The sequence below is a fragment of the Sporomusa sp. KB1 genome, assembly GCF_007830295.1.
Classification (GTDB): Bacteria; Bacillota; Negativicutes; order Sporomusales; family Sporomusaceae; genus Sporomusa.
Genome location: NZ_VLKC01000002.1, coordinates 3,786,222 through 3,803,206 on the forward strand (window position 1 = coordinate 3,786,222; position 16,985 = coordinate 3,803,206).

The 16,985-nt window shown below is 42.4% G+C and carries 24 protein-coding genes; 23 read left to right on the forward strand and 1 reads right to left on the reverse strand.

Annotated elements, in window-relative coordinates:
• Positions 1-19: 19 nt before the first annotated feature.
• The 7 genes from SALPA_RS21250 (at position 20) to SALPA_RS31640 (ending at position 4,540) form a co-directional block, all read left to right on the forward strand.
• Complete coding sequence (locus SALPA_RS21250; RefSeq protein ID WP_145098638.1) at positions 20-1,084, forward strand: serine/threonine-protein kinase; 1,065 nt, start codon at positions 20-22, stop codon at positions 1,082-1,084.
• Positions 1,085-1,394: 310 nt separating this feature from the next.
• Positions 1,395-2,486: a tetratricopeptide repeat protein gene (locus SALPA_RS21255; RefSeq protein ID WP_145098641.1), complete on the forward strand. Its 1,092-nt coding sequence runs from the start codon at positions 1,395-1,397 to the stop codon at positions 2,484-2,486.
• A 78-nt stretch (positions 2,487-2,564) separates the two neighbouring features.
• A complete protein-coding gene (locus SALPA_RS31630) occupies positions 2,565-2,690 on the forward strand; it encodes a hypothetical protein (protein ID WP_255451291.1) in 126 nt (41 codons plus the stop codon).
• 2 nt (positions 2,691-2,692) lie between these two features.
• The gene (locus SALPA_RS21260; protein WP_145098644.1) at positions 2,693-3,160 is read left to right on the forward strand and encodes a hypothetical protein; all 468 of its coding nucleotides are present in this window, start codon (positions 2,693-2,695) and stop codon (positions 3,158-3,160) included.
• 278 nt (positions 3,161-3,438) lie between these two features.
• A complete protein-coding gene (locus SALPA_RS21265) occupies positions 3,439-4,083 on the forward strand; it encodes a hypothetical protein (protein ID WP_145098647.1) in 645 nt (214 codons plus the stop codon).
• Positions 4,084-4,205: 122 nt separating this feature from the next.
• Positions 4,206-4,448 carry a hypothetical protein gene (locus tag SALPA_RS31635; protein ID WP_255451463.1) on the forward strand — a complete coding sequence of 81 codons (243 nt, stop codon included), beginning with the start codon at positions 4,206-4,208 and terminating at the stop codon, positions 4,446-4,448.
• The gene (locus tag SALPA_RS31640; RefSeq protein WP_145098651.1) at positions 4,388-4,540 is read left to right on the forward strand and encodes a sigma factor-like helix-turn-helix DNA-binding protein; all 153 of its coding nucleotides are present in this window, start codon (positions 4,388-4,390) and stop codon (positions 4,538-4,540) included. Before SALPA_RS31635 ends, SALPA_RS31640 begins: the two co-directional genes overlap by 61 nt.
• A gap of 43 nt (positions 4,541-4,583) precedes the next feature.
• On the opposite strand, the gene SALPA_RS29185 is transcribed toward SALPA_RS31640, so the two are convergent.
• Entirely contained in the window at positions 4,584-4,757 is a 174-nt protein-coding gene (locus SALPA_RS29185; RefSeq protein WP_186451162.1) for a hypothetical protein, read from the reverse strand.
• A 778-nt stretch (positions 4,758-5,535) separates the two neighbouring features.
• On the opposite strand from SALPA_RS29185, the gene SALPA_RS21275 reads away from it, so the two are divergent.
• From SALPA_RS21275 to SALPA_RS21350, 16 genes are all read left to right on the forward strand, one after another.
• Positions 5,536-5,760 carry a hypothetical protein gene (locus tag SALPA_RS21275; protein WP_145098654.1) on the forward strand — a complete coding sequence of 75 codons (225 nt, stop codon included), beginning with the start codon at positions 5,536-5,538 and terminating at the stop codon, positions 5,758-5,760.
• 152 nt (positions 5,761-5,912) lie between these two features.
• Positions 5,913-6,161 carry an AbrB/MazE/SpoVT family DNA-binding domain-containing protein gene (locus SALPA_RS21280; RefSeq protein ID WP_145098657.1) on the forward strand — a complete coding sequence of 83 codons (249 nt, stop codon included), beginning with the start codon at positions 5,913-5,915 and terminating at the stop codon, positions 6,159-6,161.
• 128 nt (positions 6,162-6,289) lie between these two features.
• Positions 6,290-6,793 carry a YqeG family HAD IIIA-type phosphatase gene (locus SALPA_RS21285; protein ID WP_145098660.1) on the forward strand — a complete coding sequence of 168 codons (504 nt, stop codon included), beginning with the start codon at positions 6,290-6,292 and terminating at the stop codon, positions 6,791-6,793.
• Between the two features lie 51 nt (positions 6,794-6,844).
• Positions 6,845-7,711 (forward strand): shikimate dehydrogenase, encoded by an 867-nt coding sequence (locus SALPA_RS21290; protein WP_145098663.1) that lies wholly within the window; start codon positions 6,845-6,847, stop codon positions 7,709-7,711.
• A gap of 268 nt (positions 7,712-7,979) precedes the next feature.
• The gene (locus tag SALPA_RS21295) at positions 7,980-9,656 is read left to right on the forward strand and encodes a GspE/PulE family protein (RefSeq protein ID WP_145098666.1); all 1,677 of its coding nucleotides are present in this window, start codon (positions 7,980-7,982) and stop codon (positions 9,654-9,656) included.
• 19 nt (positions 9,657-9,675) lie between these two features.
• The gene (locus SALPA_RS21300; protein WP_145098669.1) at positions 9,676-10,734 is read left to right on the forward strand and encodes a type IV pilus twitching motility protein PilT; all 1,059 of its coding nucleotides are present in this window, start codon (positions 9,676-9,678) and stop codon (positions 10,732-10,734) included.
• A 37-nt stretch (positions 10,735-10,771) separates the two neighbouring features.
• Entirely contained in the window at positions 10,772-11,995 is a 1,224-nt protein-coding gene (locus SALPA_RS21305) for a type II secretion system F family protein (protein ID WP_145098672.1), read from the forward strand.
• 42 nt (positions 11,996-12,037) lie between these two features.
• A complete protein-coding gene (locus tag SALPA_RS32455) occupies positions 12,038-12,415 on the forward strand; it encodes a type II secretion system protein (RefSeq protein WP_186451163.1) in 378 nt (125 codons plus the stop codon).
• 36 nt (positions 12,416-12,451) lie between these two features.
• A complete protein-coding gene (locus SALPA_RS21315; RefSeq protein ID WP_145098678.1) occupies positions 12,452-13,201 on the forward strand; it encodes an A24 family peptidase in 750 nt (249 codons plus the stop codon).
• Positions 13,202-13,223: 22 nt separating this feature from the next.
• Positions 13,224-13,685, forward strand: coding sequence for a Tfp pilus assembly protein FimT/FimU (locus tag SALPA_RS21320; RefSeq protein ID WP_145098681.1), 462 nt, complete (start codon positions 13,224-13,226; stop codon positions 13,683-13,685).
• Positions 13,686-13,700: 15 nt separating this feature from the next.
• On the forward strand, positions 13,701-14,123 hold the full coding sequence (locus SALPA_RS21325) for a hypothetical protein (protein WP_145098684.1): 423 nt from the start codon (positions 13,701-13,703) through the stop codon (positions 14,121-14,123).
• 10 nt (positions 14,124-14,133) lie between these two features.
• Positions 14,134-14,694 (forward strand): PilW family protein, encoded by a 561-nt coding sequence (locus tag SALPA_RS21330; RefSeq protein ID WP_145098687.1) that lies wholly within the window; start codon positions 14,134-14,136, stop codon positions 14,692-14,694.
• Positions 14,695-14,701: 7 nt separating this feature from the next.
• On the forward strand, positions 14,702-15,094 hold the full coding sequence (locus SALPA_RS21335; RefSeq protein ID WP_145098689.1) for a pilus assembly PilX N-terminal domain-containing protein: 393 nt from the start codon (positions 14,702-14,704) through the stop codon (positions 15,092-15,094).
• 12 nt (positions 15,095-15,106) lie between these two features.
• Positions 15,107-15,379, forward strand: coding sequence for a late competence development ComFB family protein (locus SALPA_RS21340; protein ID WP_145098691.1), 273 nt, complete (start codon positions 15,107-15,109; stop codon positions 15,377-15,379).
• Entirely contained in the window at positions 15,366-16,457 is a 1,092-nt protein-coding gene (gene pilM / locus SALPA_RS21345) for a type IV pilus assembly protein PilM (RefSeq protein ID WP_186451165.1), read from the forward strand. Before SALPA_RS21340 ends, pilM begins: the two co-directional genes overlap by 14 nt.
• A complete protein-coding gene (locus SALPA_RS21350; RefSeq protein ID WP_145098695.1) occupies positions 16,454-16,984 on the forward strand; it encodes a PilN domain-containing protein in 531 nt (176 codons plus the stop codon). Before pilM ends, SALPA_RS21350 begins: the two co-directional genes overlap by 4 nt.
• Position 16,985 lies beyond the last annotated feature (1 nt).

Genomic DNA, 16,985 nt, shown 5'->3' on the forward strand with positions numbered 1-16,985 from the left:
TAATATTGAGGTGTTTGGAATGCAATACTTTGCTGAAGATTTTGACCCGCAGGAATATGATAGCCTGACTGATTTAAGCGGGAATGAAAATGTAACCCTTATGTGCCATAACGAAACGAAAAAACTGATTGTTCGAAAAATAATCAGCGGAATAAATAAGGAATTGTATAAGCAGTTGGTTCACGTAAGACATAAAAACTTGGTTCAGGTCATGGGTCTGGAAGAAACCACATCTAATTGCTATACCTATGAAGAATACATCAACGGCGAAACGTTAGCGGAGATTCTTGCCAAGGGGCCGATACAGGAGGAAAAAGCGGTACATTGGATCAGACAGTTATGCGAAGCGGTAAGGCTGCTCCATGAGCAGAGTCCAAGTATCATTCACAGGGACATTAAACCGGACAATATCATGCTTTCGTCTGATGGCGTTATAAAACTCATTGATTTTGATGCCTCGAAAGAGTTTACGCCTAACAAACAAAGAGATACGCAGCTTGTTGGAACGCCCAATTATGCCGCTCCTGAACAATATGGTTTTGCGTCGTCAGACCCCCGAACTGATGTATACGCCATGGGTATCCTTTTTCATGAACTTATCACCGGCTATAAACCTAATGAAATCAACTTCTCTTACAAAGGGCGATATGGAAAAATAATACAAAAATGTATTGAACTCGACCCGAAAAAGCGGTATCAGAGTGTACAGGAGTTAGAACGTCAGCTTGGAGTGCACGAGGTAACAGGGTTAATAGAGCACATACCAGGATTTCGTACAGGAACATGGTGGAAAAAGGAAATAGCGTTAGGTGCCTATATAATCATCGCTGTATTTATGACTGCCTCTGTTTGCTCAGAGTGGAATTTACATGGAAATATAGTGAAGTCACTTGCTGTGCTTGGGTGCTGGGTCATCTTATTTGTTCCTCCCTACATACTGATTACAAACTTCCTGCGGCTTCGGGAAAAACTGCCGTTACTAAGGTCAAAGTTTATCATAGTAAAAGTCTTTGGTGCTGTTCTTTATCTTCTATTATGGTTATTGCTGTTTTCTAGTACAACATCTATTGAACGGCGTCTCTAACGGCGCAAAGCAAAGACAGTGCTACCAGCACTGTCTTTGAGAATCGCTTTATGCTTAAATATATAGGTAAGATATATATTTAGCAATCAAGGTTGTTTACAAAACAAAACCCTGTAAAACCTTGGTTTTGCCGGATTAGTTGCTATAAAAAACTTCAAACTCACGTTATTTACTCAATTTTCGCAGGCCCGATTAGGCAGGTAATCCTTATTTTTTCTGTTGGCAATCTTACATGCCTTAACGTCTTAGTTCAAATTTTTCCCTGGGAAAATTGAGTTGTTTAAAATAATAAAATAGAGAGGGGTACATTATGAGTCATTTTTTTGCTATAATTGCGTTTTTGGCGTTTTTGGCTGGAGTAATATACTTTGGAAGGTGGTTATTTGCTTTATTTAAAAAAAATCCTAAAAAACCGTGGGCAATAAAAATGGGTATATGTTGTGTAACATTTTTTGTAGCGATGTCAGCATCGATGATGCTGGGGCAAGCTGAATGGGATAAACTGTCCCCCGAAGAAAAGGCAGCTAGACTAGAACAAAAGAGAGTAGATGAGTTGGCTAAACAAGAAAAGCAAAAAAACCAAGAAGCCACTAAAGAAGAAAAGAGAAAAACGGAATCTGAGGCCTATTTTGATAGAGGCAAAATGTTCTTTGATAGAAAAGAATGGAATGCTACCATTCGGGAATTAACAGAGGCTATAAAGCTCGACCCCAATTACACCGAAGCCTATCTTTACCGTTCCAGAGCTAACAATGGCAAAGGCGATTATGATCAGGCACTTGCCGATGCGAACCATGCACTTCAGCTTAATCCAAAACTTGGAATTGCTTATCGTACCCGTGGTGTTGCATATGCTGGCAAAGGCGACTATGACCGATCTATCGCGGATTCTACCGAGGCTATAAGGCTGAATCCCAATGATGATGGTGCGTATGTTAACCGCGCTAGTGACTATCGTCGCAAGGGCGACTATGATCGCGCCATTGCGGATGTTAACGAGGTGATAAGGCTGAAACCCAGTGATGGTGAGTCATACGCAATGCGTAGCGCTTTGTATGCTGACAAGGGCGACCATGACCGCGCCATCGCGGATTCCACTGAGGCTATTACAAGGCTGAATCCAAATGATGCTACTAAGGTTGCTCTTATGTATTCCATACGTGCCCTTGCATATCATCGTAAGCGCGATTACAACCAGGCAATAGCGGATTATGATCAAGCAATCAAACTGACGCCCAATGATGCTACTATGTATTGTGGCCGTGGTGGTGCGTATGCTGCCAATCGCGATTACAACCGAGCAATCACGGATTTTGAAGCGGCGCTACGGATCGATCCGAACCATGCGCTCGCCAAGCAGAGTCTTGAGAGAGCGAGGCAACTCAAGATGTTATTGGGGTAAATGGTGAAATACAATTGTTAGCTGCTATTTCATGTATCAGTTAACTGCCGTAATTTGTATATACCTGCATCAATGTCGATGATAAATACCAGTTCGGTTAAGCCTTTTTTCATGAAGAATTTGTTAATCTTCAATAAAACCATCGCAAAGGAAGATAGTAAATTAGGTCAAGTGGCAGAACGGCCTTTAACTGCTGGAGATTAGTTATGAGAAAAATAGTATCTACCTTTGTGGGAGTAATCATGATGATGTTAGCTTCCGCAGCATTTGCCTATCCAGCGCATTTGAATGGAGATTCAAATTACATCTTGTGCGATGGAAATAAGGGAACGGGGTATTATGTTGATCGTAGTTCTTTGAACGTGAAACAATATACGCCGCCGATTTATATTATTGCTGTTAACATCGTAAGAGTGCCTGATGCTGATATGGGAAAGACTAAAATATCAGATGTGAAAACCCATTATTTCCTATATAAATATAATGTTCGAGAAATGTATGTTCCTGCTGAAGGAGATTCAGATTATGATTGGCGCCTCCTGAAACCACGAGGAAGTTATGCAGAGACAGGAATTTCCATGCCAGCTGGCGAAATAGCCTTTTACTTGGCGTATAATTTACGTTTCTATGGTGAAAAAGCCGGTTATGGTGATTCATTTTATGACAAAATCTAAATCTAGGGAAACGAGGTGACGGTGGTGTGCCACCGTCACTCTGTCTATATCCTGGGAGGCGATTTTATTGCAGTAAAAGATAACAAGGTTTCTTAATTGACTCCCGGGGGAATATTCTGTCGCCTGTATCGTTTGAGGATACATTGCAGTTTTGGGGAGGGATTCCGGGTAAAAACTGATTTGGCTACTAGTGTTTTCATTGTCGGCTTTAGGAAAATATTCCCAATTATAAATAGGAAAAATATCCATAAAGAATATACACAAGGAAGGGATGCCTTATGAGTAAAAAAATGATAATTCTATTTATTATTTTGCTTTTTAGCAGTTCTGCCTCATGCTTTGCGATCACCTTATCACAGCCGGTAGAAATTGGCAGTGTATATACTAAAGACCTTGTGCGTTATGGTTCGCAATCTGCTTTGCCCACATCGCTAAAAGATAAATATTATGATTTTGGCAAAGACAAGGTTGTTCGTTTGTATGTAAATTTTTATGGTCAAGACAGATTTGGTGACACTAAGAATATAAATAATACCGTTTCTCTTAGGGAGGGTCGTCATAGGAGTGCTTTTTATGAAATTTTTGAAATAGCAGGCAATAAAGGCGAGGTATTCTATGTTATAGGATGCGGAGGAACAGATGGATATTCAGACTTTGCTATTATAGGTAAAACGTCTGACGGAAAATACATAACTTATGTAAGCAGAAATCATTTTGAAAATCTTCATCCTACTATCAAAGATTCTGTTACGGGACCAACTGTTGGCGCAAAAATTGCTGTAGAAGATGATACTATAGTGTTAAATTGCGGACGTAAAGGTATGGTGCCGCCTCTTGTGCCTACATTCTGGCAATACCGATTAAAATGGGATGATAAGGCTCAATGGTTTGGAATTGAATACATACCCCTTCGGAATGAATGATACATAACAGTAAAATAATGAAAAAGGAAGGGAAGTTTGATGGAGCGAACTTGCCGTATTCGAGAGTTAATCCTAGGTAAGTATGGTAACAATCGTAATGGTTGGAATACTTAGCATCGTATTTGCAGAAAGAACATATATGCTATGAGCTTTCTGAGCCTAAGCTTCTTGGAGCTGTTATGAGTGTTGACGTATGGGGCACAGCTCCTGATATTGTGGGTGAAGCGGTAGAAGGTCTATGTGAGCAGGAAAGATTGACCCGTGAAATCCACCGTCTGACAGCCCGGGAAAATGGGTGCTTGAAATGCGTTTTGGTTTGCCTGACGGCAGACGAAAAACCCAGCGTGATATTGCCAAAATTTTAGGAATTTCTCGCAGCTATGTTAGTAGAATAGAAAAACACGCTATTACCAAGCTAGGGAAGACATTGTCTGCAAGTGATACTACACCTAAATAGAGCTGTAGGTTAATGCGGTATAAAAAAACAGAAAAAGGGGCGGCTAGTCTGCCGCCTCATCTTTTAAAAACTCTTCCAACGCTTCTCTGTGTTTATGCTCATTGGTCATAGCTTCAGAAACAATGGATTTATTGATTTCCTTGCGCGATAACCCGTTGTCGCCAGCACTCATGGCATATTCACTTGCAAATGATTCCATTTGAGATTTTTTACGCATAAATTTACACCTCCTAGTTTAGTGTTCCCTTGTGAGTATTTCTATACATCAGAAAATAGTGGGTTGAAGGGCGACTGGCTATTTTCACGCCTGGATAAGGCAGGAATTAATTTCCTGCTAACCAGCCATCATTTATTAGGTGGTTCGAATATTTTAACGAATACAAACACATGCTGTCATAGAGACTCAATAAAGGAGGATGACTATGACGCGCATAAACAGACGTGAATATTTTAAGATTCTCGGAAACCATCCTGAAGAAGTTAAGCGAACAAAACATGGGTTTTGGGTTTGGAAGTAGATAGCTAATACCGCCGACGATAATGTTGGCGGCTATTTTTTTCCAGGCACCTCCTTATTGCGATTAAATACCAAATTTAGTAGAATATAAATATCCCGAATATTGAGAAGCGCATCATTTTTTTTATACAGCTCCGCATTTTAAAGGTGTTTTTTCCCAATTGGAGAATATATCTGTAAAAGCATGGATGGTGATTATCTTGAAAATTACTAAGGTTGTCCCTATTTTACCAAGCCAAAAAGCGAATATACAAGACCAATATACTGAAACTGCATATTTTCCAAGGAGAAAGCCAAAAATATCGTTTAAGAGTTTGTTAGAAAAAGAGCTGCACTCCCAAGTAGGTTCCAAAATAATTATACTGTTTTAGCGTCCCTCGGGCGCTTTTCTTATACCTGTATTTTAAGTTATAAAATAACCTGGAAAAAAGAATGAACCCCAAGTAATAGCAAAAAGATGGCTGGGAGGAAGGTCACCATGGAACGGAAACTCAAAACAGCCCTGTTGAATACCATTAATGAGTATAATAGTATTGTCAAGCAAATTGATGATCCTAATACAACACCGTCCAGAGGATTACAATTAGTTGCCGCCAAAGAAGCTTTGAATCAGGTCTTAGAGTATTTTGCCACGGCAGAATACGTTGAACATGTTAATGGGCAGTGGCGAATTAAAGTAATTGTTGTAATGGAACGTAGTTGAATAGGGAAGTTTGCCGTCTGCCTTCAGGTGGGCGGTTTTTGCTTCTTATTTTGTGCATGATCCTGAAAAAAGATGATTGACAAGTATTATATAAATTGGTATATTTAACTTGTAATATTTTGTCGAATATGGCAGAACGGGAGAAATGCAAAATGAAAGCAACTGGAATTGTTAGAAGAGTGGATGAGCTTGGTCGAGTAGTACTACCTATTGAATTGCGTCGTATCTTTGGCATCGAACAAAAAGATGGCCTTGAGATATATACCGAAAATGACCGAATCGTTTTGCGGAAACATGAGCCTGCTTGTGTATTCTGCGAAGGTGTTAATGAGGTAATACAATTCAAGGGCAAAAATGTTTGTAAAGAATGCCTTACAGCTATGGGCCACAAAGCAGTTTAATAATTTGATCAATATATTGATAGGATAGTTAGCCGTCTTGCCTTCGGGCTACGGCTTTTTTCTTTTGTTTTTTTTATCATCATGCTATAATTTTTATTAATTGACACAAAGTGAAGTGGGAGGGAAAATTGCTCAAATTATTAGTGCCTTGTATGGTGGTAAATACGTTGTATGATATCAAGCTTACTGAATTGAAGCAACGTGGTATTCGCGGTATAGCATTTGATATGGATAATACCATAATTCCCTGGAACAGCCCGGATATCTGTCCGGAAGTATTGGCATGGCTGAATCAATTGGCTGCCCAGGATTTCAAACTGTGTTTCGTGTCCAATAATGGCAAAAGGCGAGTGAGAAAAATAGCGGAACAATGCGACGTTCCCTTTGTGGCCCGGGCGCTAAAACCATTGCGCAGCGGCTTTCGTCAAGCGGCTCAGACTATGGGATTACGCCCGGAAACAGTTGCCGTTGTCGGGGATCAACTTTTTACAGACATATTAGGTGGTAATCGGCTCGGCATGGTTACTATTTGGGTTAAACCATTGACTACTAAGGAATTTATTGGCACAAAAGTTACCCGCCAACTGGAAAAGCTGGCTGTACACATATTAAAAGTGACTGGGCGACTATAGAAAAGTAAAGTTGCGTATAAGTATAGCCTTGAAACCGAAGGAGTAATGAGTATGCATATAACTGCCAAAACCAAAAAAGTAGGATTGCTAGGCTGGCCACTTGGTCATTCATTATCACCGGCCATGCACAACGCCGCCTTTGCTGTTAGTGGTTTGGATTACGTATATTTGCCGTTGTCTACGCCACCAGATTTATTGCCACAAGCGGTGGCGGGGATTAAGGCGCTGGGGTTTGTCGGTGTGAATGTGACTATTCCCCACAAAGTTACTATAATGGATTATTTGGATGAAGTTGATACCAGTGCTAAGTTGGTCGGAGCGGTTAATACCATAGTAGTTAAAGAAGAACGCTTAATTGGTTATAACACCGATGCTGACGGCTATATCCGTTCCCTTGAGCAAGCAGGCATTGCTGTAGCTGGTAAATCTGCCGTTATTTTCGGAGCAGGGGGTGCTGCACGGGCGGTAATTGCTGGACTGGCCAGTGCCAATATTGCCTCAGTAACTATTGGGGCTCGTGACCAAAGCAAGGCTGATGGCATTGCGCAGTTATTTGCTGGAACTGTACCTGTAAATGGTGTCGCTTGGGATAGTAATGCATTTGCTGCAGCATTGTCTCAGACCAATCTTGTGGTCAATGCAACCCCCTTGGGCATGTATCCGGCTATTGCCAGTCAACCATCAGTTCATTGGGATCTTCTGCAACAGTCAGTGGCAATCTCTGATTTAGTGTATAATCCGCCGATAACTGGTTTTATAGCTGAGGGTACTCGCCGGGGACATACGGTAGTTGGCGGGGCAGGTATGTTGATTGAGCAGGGAGCACTGGCATTTGAGTTGTGGACAGGCTGCAAGGCAGACACGCAGGTAATGCGACAGGCGCTGCTAGCAGGGTTAGAAGCTATTAATAAAAATTAATAGAAATTTATTTGAATTTTATTAAAAAAATCTGCGTAGTATAGCAGGAATTTTTGTTTGGACTGCGAATATAGTCAATATAAAACAATAATTGTAAAAATTGGTAAATATGTGGCGATGAAGCTTGGGTTTATAGTAGGGCACTTAGTCCAGGCAGAATAAGTAAAAGCAACCGACCATCCGCAAAACAGGTTCTGTTTTGCTATGCCGGTTGCTTTTTTTCCAGATGGAAAGGTAACTTTCCCTGGATAGAAGTGGAGACAACAGCATGGTAAATAGCCGTAAACACCTGGGGGACTTGCTAATTGAAGCTAACTATCTCAGACCGGAGCAATTGGAGCAGGCAGTAAGGGTTCAAAAAAAGACCGGTGAACGACTGGAAAAGGTACTTATCAATTTAGGCTATATTACGGAAGCCAATATGATTGAAGTACTGGAATTCCAGCTTGGTGTGCCATATGTTAATATGGTGGCTATGGATGTCGCGCACGAAATTGCTGCAACGATACCTGTTTCCCTGGCTGAACGCTACAAGGTTATTCCTATCAAAAAAGAGGGGCGTAAATTAACACTAGCCATGGCTGATCCCACAAACTTTTTTGCTATTGATGATGTGCGGATGGCCTCCGGTTGCGAAGTTGAGCCAGTAATTGCCGCCGAGCGTGAAATTATGAGGGCTATTAATCAGTCTTATGGTGTGCAGGACTTAGTTGAGAAGGCTGTTAATAAGCTGAAGGCAGATGAATCCGACAGGATTGCTGAAGTTCAACTGACAGATGATGCACCAATAGTAAGTATTGTTAACTCCATCATCAGTCAAGCCATTAAAGAACGTGCCAGCGATATTCACATTGAGCCACAGGAGAAGTTGCTTAGAGTCCGGTTCAGAGTTGATGGTGTGCTAAGAGAAGTTGTTACTTTTCCACGCCATACCCATGCGGCCATCATTTCCCGGATTAAAATTATGAGTGAACTGGATATTGCCGAAAAGCGGCTGCCGCAGGATGGGCGGATAAAGGTTCAGGAATTTGGCCGGGATATTGATCTTAGGGTGTCTACCTTGCCAACTATAACCGGTGAAAAAATTGTTTTGCGGATACTTGATAAAAACTCGATCATTTGTGATATTAAGGGATTAGGCTTTGCTCCTCAAAATTTAACACGGTATCGTAAGTTGTATTCCCAATCCTATGGCATGATCCTCGTAACCGGGCCCACCGGATCGGGCAAAACCACAACCTTATATTCAACACTGACCGAAATTAGTACGCCAAGCAAAAATGTTATTACTGTTGAAGAACCGGTTGAATATCGGTTGGACGGTGTCAATCAGGTGCAGATAAATCATAAGGCTGGCCTGAATTTTGCCAATGGCTTGCGCTCTATTTTGCGTCAAGATCCCAATGTAGTGATGGTTGGTGAGATACGGGATGCCGAGACAGCCGATATTGCCATTCGTGCGGCGCTTACTGGCCACTTGGTATTTAGCACACTGCATACCAATGATGCGCCTGGGGCAATTACCAGGCTAATTGATATGGGTATTGAGCCCTTTCTGGTAGCCTCTTCGGTGCTTGGAATTGTTGCTCAACGGCTGGTACGGGTGATATGCCCGGAGTGCAAGCAACAATATGTGCCTGAGGTTGGTTCACCGGAGTGGCAGTTTCTGGGAAGTGATTCCGGGCGGGAAATTGTCTTATATCGGGGCGCTGGCTGCTCATGTTGCAGTCATACCGGCTATTTTGGACGTATGGCCATCCATGAGGTAATGTCTGTCGGCTCAGCAGTGCGCGAGGCTATTAACCGGCAAGTATCCAATGACATGTTAGCAACGCTTGCCGCGAAAGAAGGTATGATATCAATGCGGGAGGATGGTATTTCTAAGGCATATAACGGTCTTACAACAGTGTCAGAGGTTATGCGAGTTGCCTACGCGGGAACATGATATCGGGAGGAGATACCATATGCTAACTATAGATAATCTGCTGCAAGAGGCCGTAGCAGTACAAGCCTCTGATATTCATCTTACTAGCGGGGTTGCTCCAATTTTTCGTATCAGAGGTGTTTTAACTGCTACTCAACATCCAGTACTTGACGATAAAGATACCGAAGCAATGGTTATGGCAATTACTAATGCTGCGCAGAAAGAAAAATTTCAGCAGCTTGGCGAGCTTGATTTTTCGTATGCCATAGCGGGTTTGAGTCGTTTTCGTATTAATACTTTTCGGCAGCGTAGTTCAAGTGCCATAGTTATCCGGGTGGTGGCTGAGCAGATACCTACATTAGAACAGCTTGGGCATACGGAAGTGTTAAAAGTGTTGGCTCGTAAGCCGCGAGGACTGGTGCTTGTCACTGGACCTACCGGCAGCGGTAAATCAACTACATTGGCAGCCATGCTTGATTTAATTAACACCGAGCGGGCTTGTCACATCATTACTTTGGAAGATCCGATTGAATATCTGCATACGCATAAAAAAAGTATTGTTAATCAACGCGAGATTAACACTGATACCAAGTCGTTCGCCAACGCGCTCAGGGCAGCGCTCAGGGAAGATCCAGATGTAATTCTGGTGGGTGAGATGCGCGATGCAGAGACAATTGGTATTGCCATAACTGCTGCTGAAACTGGACATTTAGTGTTTGCTACCTTACATACTAGCGATGCTGCGCAGACCGTTGACCGAATTATTGATGTATTTCCACCCTACCAGCAGCAGCAGATCCGGACTCAGTTGTCACTTACGCTGCAGGGAATCGTGGCACAGCAGCTATTGCTGCGCCGCGACGATTCAGGCCGGGTTGCCGCCATGGAAGTGCTAATGGCAACACCCGCGGTGCGTAATATAATCCGTGAAGGCAAGACCCAGCAGCTTGTATCAGTTATCCAAACAGGGGCTAAGACTGGCATGCAGGCTATGGATATGTCGCTGCGTGATCTATACTGGAAGGGTATTGTGACTTATGAGGAAGCACTGGCACGGGCGATGGATCAGGAAATATTTGCCCGGTTGGTAAACGGTTAATTGTTTATTCACTTGGCAAACAGCGAGGTGTGGCTAGGTGGCAAAGATATATAGCTATAGGGCAAAAAAACGCAACGGTCAGTTGTTGTCAGGCAATATCATGGCCGAAAGCGAAGCCGCAGTAGCCGCCTATATTCAGGATAAAGGCTATTTCGTTACTCAGATTAAAGTGCAAAAATCAGTAATCTGTACCCAAACGTTTTGGACAAGCCTGCAAAGGGTAAGTATAAAAGAGCTGGCTGTTTTCTGCCGTCAGTTTTCCACAATGGTGGATGCTGGATTATCGTTGGTAGTCTGTCTGAGTATTTTAATTGACCAAACCTACAACCCCAAACTCAAAGCCGCTTTGCAGGTTATTTATAAGAAGATACAGGAAGGCGAAACGCTGTCACAGGCGATGAATGGGTACTTGAATATTTTTCCGGAGATTATGATCAGTATGGTGGAAACCGGGGAAGTAGGTGGTGTGCTTGACAAGGTGCTAAACAGGTTGGCAATCCACTTGGAAAAAGAGCACAAGCTGAATGAACGGATAAAATCTGCCATGGTTTATCCGGCAGTGGTTATTGGTATGGCGTTAGCGGCGGTTGCCTTTATTTTGACTTTTGTTTTGCCGACATTTATGAAGCTGTTTGATAATATGCAGGTTGACTTGCCTTTTTCGACACGTATTCTACTAGATCTAAGTGGTTTTATTACTCATTACGGGGTGTGGTTGGCTGTTATTTTAACAGTGGTTGGCTATGGATTACTCTTATTAAAACGGCAGCCTAAGTATCGACTTGTTATAGAGCAGCTGTTGTTTGTTTTGCCAGTGTTTGGTTTATTGTGGCGTAAGGTAGCTATTGCCCGCTTTAGTCGGACGCTTTCTACGCTAGTGCGGGGCGGGGTGCCTATTATTACCGCCATAGAGGTAGTAAAAAAGACTTCAGGTAATCTCAGTATGATACGAGCGCTAACTGCGGCGCAGATTAGTATTCGTGAAGGAATGGGTTTGTCAGCACCATTAGGATCCAGCAAGGTTTTTACTCCGATGGTGGTGCAAATGGTAGCCATTGGCGAAGAAACCGGCGAATTGGATACTATGTTGGAGAAAATCGCCGATTTTTATGATAGTGATGTTGAGGACATGGTTAATCGGTTGAGTAGTATGTTGGAGCCCGTCTTGATCGGCGTTTTGGGAGTGATAATTGGGTTTATCGTGATTGCAGTAATGCTGCCGATGTTTGATGTTCTTACTAATTTCAACAAAGTTGTATAATAGTATAAGGAGTGAAAGATCATTATAACCATCAAAAACAAAATGAAAAGTCAAAAAGGGTTTACATTGATTGAATTAATGGTTGTTATTGCCATAATTGGCATTCTCACCGCAATTGCTGTGCCAAAATTCGGTTCTGCCGCTGATTCAGCTAATAAGGCCAAAATACAGGCAGATTTAAGAACATTAGATAGTGCTATTTCTATGTACTATGCTAAAGAGGGAAAGTATCCGGATACGCTGCTGAAATTAGCCCCTGATTTTATCGTAGCAGTACCTAGTGTGCCTAGTCCCTATAAGGGTAGTTCGGGTCTAACATACAAACTTGATAACGAGGGAACTTCACCTACCTATCGAGCGTATATTGAAATTGCAACCGGTACAAAAATATTCGCAGACACTACTACTCCTGCTTGGTAATTTAAATACTAAATAGCTGAAAATTAGGAGTTTATAATGTTTGATTTTATGATACTAGTAATTGGCATTATAATCGGCAGTTTCCTTACGGTATGTATTTACCGTCTGCCGCAAAACCAATCAATCGTAACCTTGCCGTCACACTGTTTACATTGCAATACTAAGCTTAAAGCAGGGGATTTAATTCCTATCCTCAGTTATCTTCTCTTGCGCGGCAAATGCCGCTACTGTGGTAAGCCTTATTCATCACGCTATGCTGTGGTGGAACTCATTACCGGACTTTTATTTCTATGGTGCTATCAGATTGTTGGCTGGAGTCCGGACTTGCTTAAAGTACTTATATTTACAGCATTTCTTATTGTCATTACATTCATTGACTACGATCACCAGCTTATCCTTGATAAGGTGTTACTATGGTTTGCCGGCGTTGGGGTTGCCATAAATTTAGGTAATGGTTATCCCCACATTTCTGATATGGTTATTGCCGCGCTGGCCGGTGGTGGGTTGCTGCTTTTTGTCGCTGTGCTTACCAGAGGTGGCATGGGCGGCGGTGACATCAAATTTGTTGCTGCGCTAGGCCTGTGGTTAGGAGTAAAGCTAGTACTAGTTACGCTGCTGTTAGCATTTATTATTGGTGGTATCGGCAGCGCGTTATTGCTAATTTTCAAGGTGAAAGGCCGCAAAGATTTTATACCCTTTGGGCCATTTCTTGCTATCGGAGCTCTTAGTAGTATATTGTATGGCAGTAAGCTTGTTTGGTGGTATTTGCAGACAATTGCCAAGTAGGAATTGGAGGAAGCTTTAGGATATGGCTGCCAGTAATAAACAAAACTGTGGTTTTATGCTAATAGAGCTAATCATTGTTATGGCGATTATTGGACTATTGGCAGCTATGGCTATTCCTAAAATAAATCAGGCAGTAGCAGAAAATGAACTGGACGGAGCGGCGCGGCTGTTAGCTGCCGATATACGTGGTATGCAACAAATGACAATCAACAGTGGTGATACCGCATATATACTCCGCTTTATTAATGATACTGAACCACGCTACAATTTTACTGCCGGACCGCAAACCATACGTAAGGTTTATTTACCCAATTCTGTAAAGATGATGGGATATCCGGGCGATATAGTATTTAGGCTGGATGGAATGCCATTTATAGGCGAGCAGACAATTGAACTCCAGAGTAAAGTTACGGGTAAATCTCTGTACATCAAGTTGGCTCCTGTAACCGGACGGGTACGAATTACCGGCAGCAATGGGGACTAATTGGGGAGAATTTTTATGAATTTAATCAAGGGTCAGAGCGGGTTTTTGCTGGTAGAGGCGGTAGTAGTCATCGTAGTTATTTCAGTAGCGTTGGTAGCCATGCTGGGGATGTTTATCCAGTCGTTGCAGGCCACTGCCAATGCAGCAGATTATACGGTTGCTGCCAGCTTAGTTCAAGAACAAATGGAACAAATGAAAATAAAAGATGAACTATTCTGGAATAGCCTAAGTTTTCCTTATCAGTCTGCGGCCGAATTTATTTCTATGAATAAGGCTACTTATACAAGAACTACTCAGGCTGAGCTTAGTCCACTGGACCCAGAGTATCCGGTGAAGCAGCGAATTATTAAAGTAACCGTGAATGTTGAATGGCTGGGTGCCCCAAAAATTAGCATGGTTACTTATGTGCTGCGGGAGCTGCCGCAGTTTGCTAACTAGTGGGGTAGTTATGCGGAGATATGTTTCTGAGCAAAAGGGTATGCTGCTTGTTGAAGTAATTACAGGAATGACAATTATTGTACTATTGGTGTCAGGCATTGCACTTATGCTGCCAACAGCCGTTAAAGCTTGGCAGTTAGGCCGCTCGCAAGCTGAAATTCAGCAGACTGCCCGACTGGCAATTGAGCGAATTACCCAGCATGTGCGTTATGCCAGTAAGGTATCGTTGGCCGATGCTGGCGATACACTTGTGATAAAGGATGGAAATGGCTGGGATATAAAGTTTACTATTAGTCCTAAAACCAAGGCTCTGTGTATAAGTGTGAATGGATCTGCTGCGGACCCGCTTACTGGTAATGGTATTGGCGGTGCAGAAGGGACAATCGTAGTTGTAGCAAATCCAGACAATAAAAAACGGTTTGCTGTTCAAGAGGTAGCTATGCGGGATAACGATGGTAAACTGCAATATATTAAACTGGTTACGGTTATGTTTACTGTTAGGGACAAACAGACTGGTACTGCTTATACTATGAAGGCGGCTACCCTGGCCTTTAACACGTCGTGGAGGTGAACTAAGAGTGTATTTTGGTTGGAGCAGCTGTAAAAATCGGCATGGGTCAGCAAGTATAGTAGCCCTTGTTGCAATGCTGTTTTTAGGCGTTTTGGGTAGTGCTTTTATTGGTGTCAGCAGTACCGAAGTGAATATGGCGGCAAATTATCGCGATGGTATAGCTGCTCAGTACTTGGCGGAAGCAGGAGCACGCCGGTCTATTGTCGAATTATCTAAAAATCCCAACTGGAAGCCTGTCAATCCCTATAAGGAAGGCAGCGGAAACTATAGCTTAACGATTATTGCAGGTACCCCAACCATTATAGAAGCAAAAGGTGTTGTCAATAATGCGGTCCGCAAAGTTGTAGTAAAAGCTACTGTTGTTCCCCAAATCAATATTGTTTCCTGGAATTATCATTAGGGAGGTATAGCTATGCATGTTAAAAACTATATGGAGGATTTAGTTTTTCAGCGGCTTGCTGAGGTGCTGGACAACCATAGAAATGTTTGTACTTGTGAAAGATGCCGTTATGACATTGCCGCAATTGCTCTTAATTTTTTACCGCCACGGTATGTTGTGACTAGCCAGGGTGAAACCTTTGCAAAGACAAAATCGCTGGAACAACAGTTTAATGTGGATGTCGTTACAGCCATTAGCCACGCGATTCAGCTTGTGTCTAGTCAGCCACATCATGGTTCTAAATAGGTTTAATACTATTACAAGCAAGCTGGGTAACTGGTTAATCAAACAGCCAGCAAGCGCTGTTGGTATTGATATTGGTTCAAGCTGTGTTAAAGCAGCGGAAATTTCATTTAGTAATGGACAAAAAGAACTTAGAGCAGCAGGCGTACTTGATTTGCCTAAGAACGTTACGGAAGAGGGCTTTATTACTAATCCCCAAGCGCTTACAGAGGTTATCCGGCAATTGCTTATCAATAGCGGCATTGTCTCTCGTGAAGTTGTTGTTGCCGTCAGTGGTCGCTTAGTGTTCGTTAGGGAGGTAATGCTTCCGGTAATGAATCAGGCTGAAATTAAAGAAGCCATAAAATGGGATATGGAGAAATATGTTCCTTATGAGCCTGGTAGTTATTATTATGATTTTGCTGTAGTTGGACCAGGCAACAATGAACTAGAGATAAAAGTGCTGCTGGTAGCCGCGCCGCACGAACTGGTAAATACCCTTGTCAATTGTATAAAGCAGGCTGATTGCAGGCCAATTGCTGTTGATATTGAACCTTTGGCTATATACCGCTCACTGAGTGATGCAGAGAGTGCCATGATTATTGATATTGGCAGTCATGTATCACAGTTAATGCTGTTTCAGGGAGCTTCGCCAGCCGTCAGCCGGTTTATTCCCATTGGTGGACTCAGTTTTACTGAGGTAATTATGCGAACGCTTGAAATTGACTATGCTGAGGCTGAACGGTTGAAGCAGTGTCATACTGGTCAAAATCCTGACTTTGAAGGTGAACAGCTGCTTATCTACCAACAAATTGACTTGTTGGTAGATGAACTGGCTCGCGAAGTGCGGCGAACGGTTGAATATTATCAGGTTCAAAACAGAGAAGCAATCTTTGATAAGCTTTATCTTACCGGAGGTGGAGCCAAACTTACTAATTTGCCACAGCATATTGCGGCAAAACTGGGCGGGGTACCGGTTTTGCTGCATAACCCGCTAACTGCCGTAACGCTATCGCCAGGTATTGATACCGACTATTTGCAAGATATGGCTTTGCAGTTTGCTCTGTCAATTGGCTTAGCTATGCGCGGAGGTAAGCCATGATAACGATTAATTTGCTGCCACCATCAGAGCGCATGCCAACATGGCTATTCAAAAAAACTGTTTTGTTATGTGGTATAATGCTGCTGGTATCATATGGCAGTATTTTTGCCTATAATTGGTATACGATTTGGTCTCTGGAAAAGGATCTTGCAGCAGCACGTCAACACTATAGCCTGATGCGTCCTACCGAGGACAATATGCAACTGGCTGTTAGTAAACAGCAGGCCATTGATAAAAAGAACAATACTTTAGTTGCAATTACTAGCGAACAGAAGTCTTGCTATGCTGTGATTAGCCATTTTGCCATAATTACACCGCCGCAGGTATGGCTCACAGAACTTGCCGCCAGCGATAAAAATAGCATCTTACTAAAAGGTAATGCCATGACTTATCCTGATTTGGCTAACTATCTTGACAGTCTGGAAAAAGATAAGCTAATAACAGAACCGGTACTCATTAAAGCAGAACAGGACAGTACATATAACTATACCAAATTTGAGATGACTGTAAAGCGTAAGGGGATATAGT